This is a genomic window from Streptomyces boncukensis (assembly GCF_011045075.1).
Lineage (GTDB): Bacteria > Actinomycetota > Actinomycetes > Streptomycetales > Streptomycetaceae > Streptomyces > Streptomyces boncukensis.
Genome location: NZ_JAAKZZ010000591.1, coordinates 1 through 4129, shown reverse-complemented (window position 1 = coordinate 4129; position 4129 = coordinate 1). Strand labels below are relative to the sequence as shown.

1 protein-coding gene is annotated in these 4129 nt (G+C 76.8%); it reads left to right on the top strand.

Features of this window, described 5'->3' with window-relative positions; all coding sequences use genetic code 11:
• The coding region (locus tag G5C65_RS32585) for a beta-ketoacyl synthase N-terminal-like domain-containing protein (protein ID WP_241266226.1) at window positions 1-4129 on the top strand (4129 nt) is incomplete at both ends.

Sequence of the window (4129 nt, the reverse complement as noted above, 5' to 3'; positions counted from 1 at the left end):
CACCCCCACCGCCCCCGCCGAACCGATCGCGATCATCGGCGTGTCCGGCCGCTACCCCGGGGCCGACGATCTCTGGCAGCTCTGGGAGAACCTGTGCTCCGGACGCCGCGCCGTACCGGAACCGGCGCCCGAGCGCGACGCTCCGGACGCCGAGGCGGACGCGCCCCGCTGGGGCACCTACCTCTCCGATGTCGACCGGTTCGACCCGCTGCTCTTCCGCATCAGCCCGCGGGACGCCGAGCGCATGGACCCGCAGGAGCGGCTGTTCCTGGAGGCCGCGTGGTCAGCGGCCGAGGACGCCGGGTACCCGCCGCGCGGGCTGGAGCGGCGGATCCGCCGGCAGTCCGGCGACGGCGCCGCCGGGGTCGGGGTGTTCGCGGGGGTCGCGGACACGCCGTACCAGGCCCTCGCGGCCGGGCGCTGGGCCGCCGGACAGCGTGCGAGCGTGCACCCGGGACAGGGCTCCGTCGCCCACCGGGTCTCGCACTGCCTCGGTCTCACCGGCCCCAGCCTCACCACCGACACCGCCTGCTCCTCCGCGCTGACCGCGCTCCACCTGGCCTGCGAGGCCATCCGCCGCGGGGACTGCGGCGCGGCCGTCGCCGGCGGGGTCAGCGTGATCCTGCACCCCGCGCACCACCATGCGCGCGCCGCCGCGCACCTGCTCTCCCGCGACGGCCGCGCCCGCGCCTTCGACCAGGACGCCGACGGCATGGTGACCGGGGAGGGCGTGGGGGCCGTCGTGCTCAAGCCGCTGGAGAGGGCGCTGGCGGACGGCGACCGGGTGCACGGGGTACTGCTCGGCACCTTCGTCAACGCCAACGGCCCCTCCCCCGGCTACGCGGCGCCGCGCGCGGGCGCCCAGGAGGACCTGCTGGAGGGCGCGCTGCGGCGGGCCGGGATCGACGGCAGCGCCCTGCACTACGTCGAGGCCCACGCCTCGGGTTCGCCGGTGGCCGACCCGGTGGAGGTGGCGGCGCTGACCCGGGTGCTGGAGCGCGCGTCGGCCGGGCCGGGGGGCTGCGCGATCGGCTCGGTGAAGCCGGAACTGGGCCATCTGGAAGCCGCCTCCGGGATGGCGCAGCTGGCCAAGGTACTGCTGCAGCTGCGGCACGCCGAGTTCGCGCCGACCTCCGCCGGCGACCGCCCGGTGCCCGGCCTCGACGGTGCGGGGACCCCGCTCCGCCTGGTGCGCGCCCGCACACCGTGGCCCGCCGAGGGCCCGGCCGGACAGGGCGGGCCCCGCATCGCCGGGATCAGCTCCTTCGGCGCGGGCGGCGCCAACGCCCACGCGCTGGTCGCACAGGCCCCCGACCCCGGCCCCCGTACGCCGGAGCCGGACGGGCCGCACCTCGTGGTCGTCTCCGCGCGCCGCCCCGAGCAGCTGGCGGAACACGCCCGGCGGCTGCGCGACTTCGTACGCTCAGCGGGCGCCGGGCTCCCGCTGGGCGACGTGGCGTACACCCTGCAGACCGGCCGGGAGGAGCTGGCGGCCCGGCTCGCCACAGCCGTACGGGACCTGCCCGAACTGGCCGACCGGCTCGACCGGTTCCTGGCGGGTGACGGGGAGGACGCCGTCGTCACCGCCGTGGCGCGGCGCACGGAGCCGCAGCAGCACGCGGCGGTGCCGGACCGCGCCGACCCCGGGGCGCTGCTGGAGCTGGGCCGGGCCTGGGCGCAGGGCGCGCACGTCGACTGGGCGCGGCTGCACAGCGGGCGGGACCGCCGCGTGGTGTCGCTGCCCGGCTACGCCTTCGCCCGGCAGCGCTGCTGGCTCCCCGCACCGCCTGCCGCACCCGACAGCGAACACAGCGAACACAGGGAACACACGGATCTCAGGGACGGGAAGGTCGGCATGGGAAGCGAGGGGAACCACGACACCCACACGAGCGCCGGTGCGCTGGAGGCCGTACGGGCCGCCCTGGTCACGGCGGTGGCGGACATCCTCGGCGTTCCGGGTGACGAGGTCGACATGGAGTGCCATCTGAGCGACTTCGGCTTCGACTCGCTCAGCATCGTCGCGCTCTCGGAACGGCTGGAGCGGACGCTGTCCGTGACGGTGTCCCCGGCGGAGCTGTACGGCTACGCCCGCGTGGCCGGGCTCGTCACGGACCTGGCGCGGCGGGTGCCGTCCGCTGACCCCCCGCAGCGCCGGACCGAGCCGGAACCCGAACCCGGACCGGAACCGCAGCAGAAGCGCAAACCGGCGGCCGTGGGCGCGAGCGGCGCCCCGGACCCGGCGGAGTGCGGACAGCCGGTGGCCGTCGTCGGTATGGCGGGCGCCTTCCCCGGCTCGCCGGACCTGGAAGCCTTCTGGTCGAACCTCGTCGCGGGCCGGGACCTGATCAGCGAGATCCCCGCCGACCGCTTCGACTGGCGCACCGCAGCCACCGGCCCCGAGGGCGGCGCGGAGCCGCTCGCCTGCCGCTGGGGCGGGTTCCTGGACGACATCGACCGCTTCGACGCCGCCTTCTTCGGCATCTCGCCCCGCGAGGCACGGCTGATGGACCCCCAGCACCGGCTGCTGCTGCAGACGGTGTGGCACGTCGTCGAGGACGCGGGGCACGACCCGCGGTCCCTCGCGGGCACGGCCACGGGGCTGTTCATCGGCGTGGCCTCCTCCGACTACGCCCGCCTCGCGCACCGCGCCGGCCTGCCGGCCGACGGGCAGCTCGCCACCGGCAACGACCACGCGATGCTGGTCAACCGCGTCTCGTTCCAGCTCGATCTGCACGGCCCGAGCGAGCCGGTGCACACCGCCTGCTCCAGCTCCCTCACCGCCGTGCACCGGGCGGTGCGAGCCATCCGGGAGGGCGAGTGCGAGCAGGCGGTCGCGGGCGGTGTGAACCTCATGCTCACCCCGGACGCGTTCGCGGCGTTCAGCAGCGCCGGAATGCTCGCCGGGGACGGCCGCTGCAAGGCGTTCGACCACCGCGCCGACGGCTATGTACGGGGCGAGGGCATCGGCGCCGTCCTGCTCAAGCCGCTGGAGAGGGCGCGGGCCGACGGCGACCACATCCACGCCCTCATCCGGGGCAGCGCCGTCAACCACGGCGGCCGCTCCGCCTCGCTGACCGCGCCGAACCCGACAGCGCAGGCCGACGTGATCGTCCAGGCCCACCGGCGCGCCGGGACGGCGCCGGAGACGGTGGGCTACATCGAGACCCACGGCACCGGCACCGCGCTCGGCGACCCGATCGAGTTCACCGGCCTCACCAGCGCCTTCGCCCAACTTGGGGACGGCGCGGGGGCCCGGCGCTGCGGGCTGGGCAGCGTGAAGTCGAACATCGGCCATCTGGAGACCGCGGCGGGCATCGCCGGGCTGCTGAAGGTGCTGCTCGCGCTCCGGCACGGCATGCTGCCGCCCACCTTGCACGTGGAGCGGGCCAACCCGGGACTGGAGTTCTCCGGCACGCCGTTCCACCTCGTGGACGAGGCGCGGCCGTGGGAGCGGCCCCGGGACCGGGACGGCGCGCCGGGACCGCGGCGGGCCGGGGTCAGCTCGTTCGGCTTCGGCGGCGTCAACGCGCACGTCGTCGTGGAGGAGGCCGTGCCCACCGGCGCCGGGGCGGCGCCGGAGGACACCGGGGGCCGCCAGGTCTTCGTGCTGAGCGCGCACACCGCGGAGGGCCTGCGCAGCTACGCACACCGGCTGCGCACCCATCTGGAGCGGCGGCTGACCACCGGGACCCACCCGCTGCCGGCGCCCGCCGACGTCGCCTACACCCTCCAGACCGGGCGGCCCGCGCTGCCCTTCCGGCTCGCCGCCGTCGCGGCCACCCTCCCGGAGCTGGCCGACCAGCTGCGGGCCCACCTCGAAGGGCCGGGGCCGGTCCCCGGCCTCCTGGTCACCGGCGCCGACGGGAAGGACGACAGGGAGGACAGGGAGGACAGGGACGACGCCGGGGACGGGGGCCAGGACGGGCGCGCGGAGGCGGCGGAGGCCGAGGCCCTCGCACGGCGCGGCTCTCCCCGGTGGCTGGCGTCGCTGTGGGTCCGCGGCAGGGACGTCGACTGGGCGGCAGTGCACCGTGCCGCGCCCCGGCGGCGCGTCCCCCTGCCCGCCTACCCGTTCGCGCCGGACCGCTACTGGCTGCCGGAGCCGCCCGGGGGCCGGACGCACCAGCCG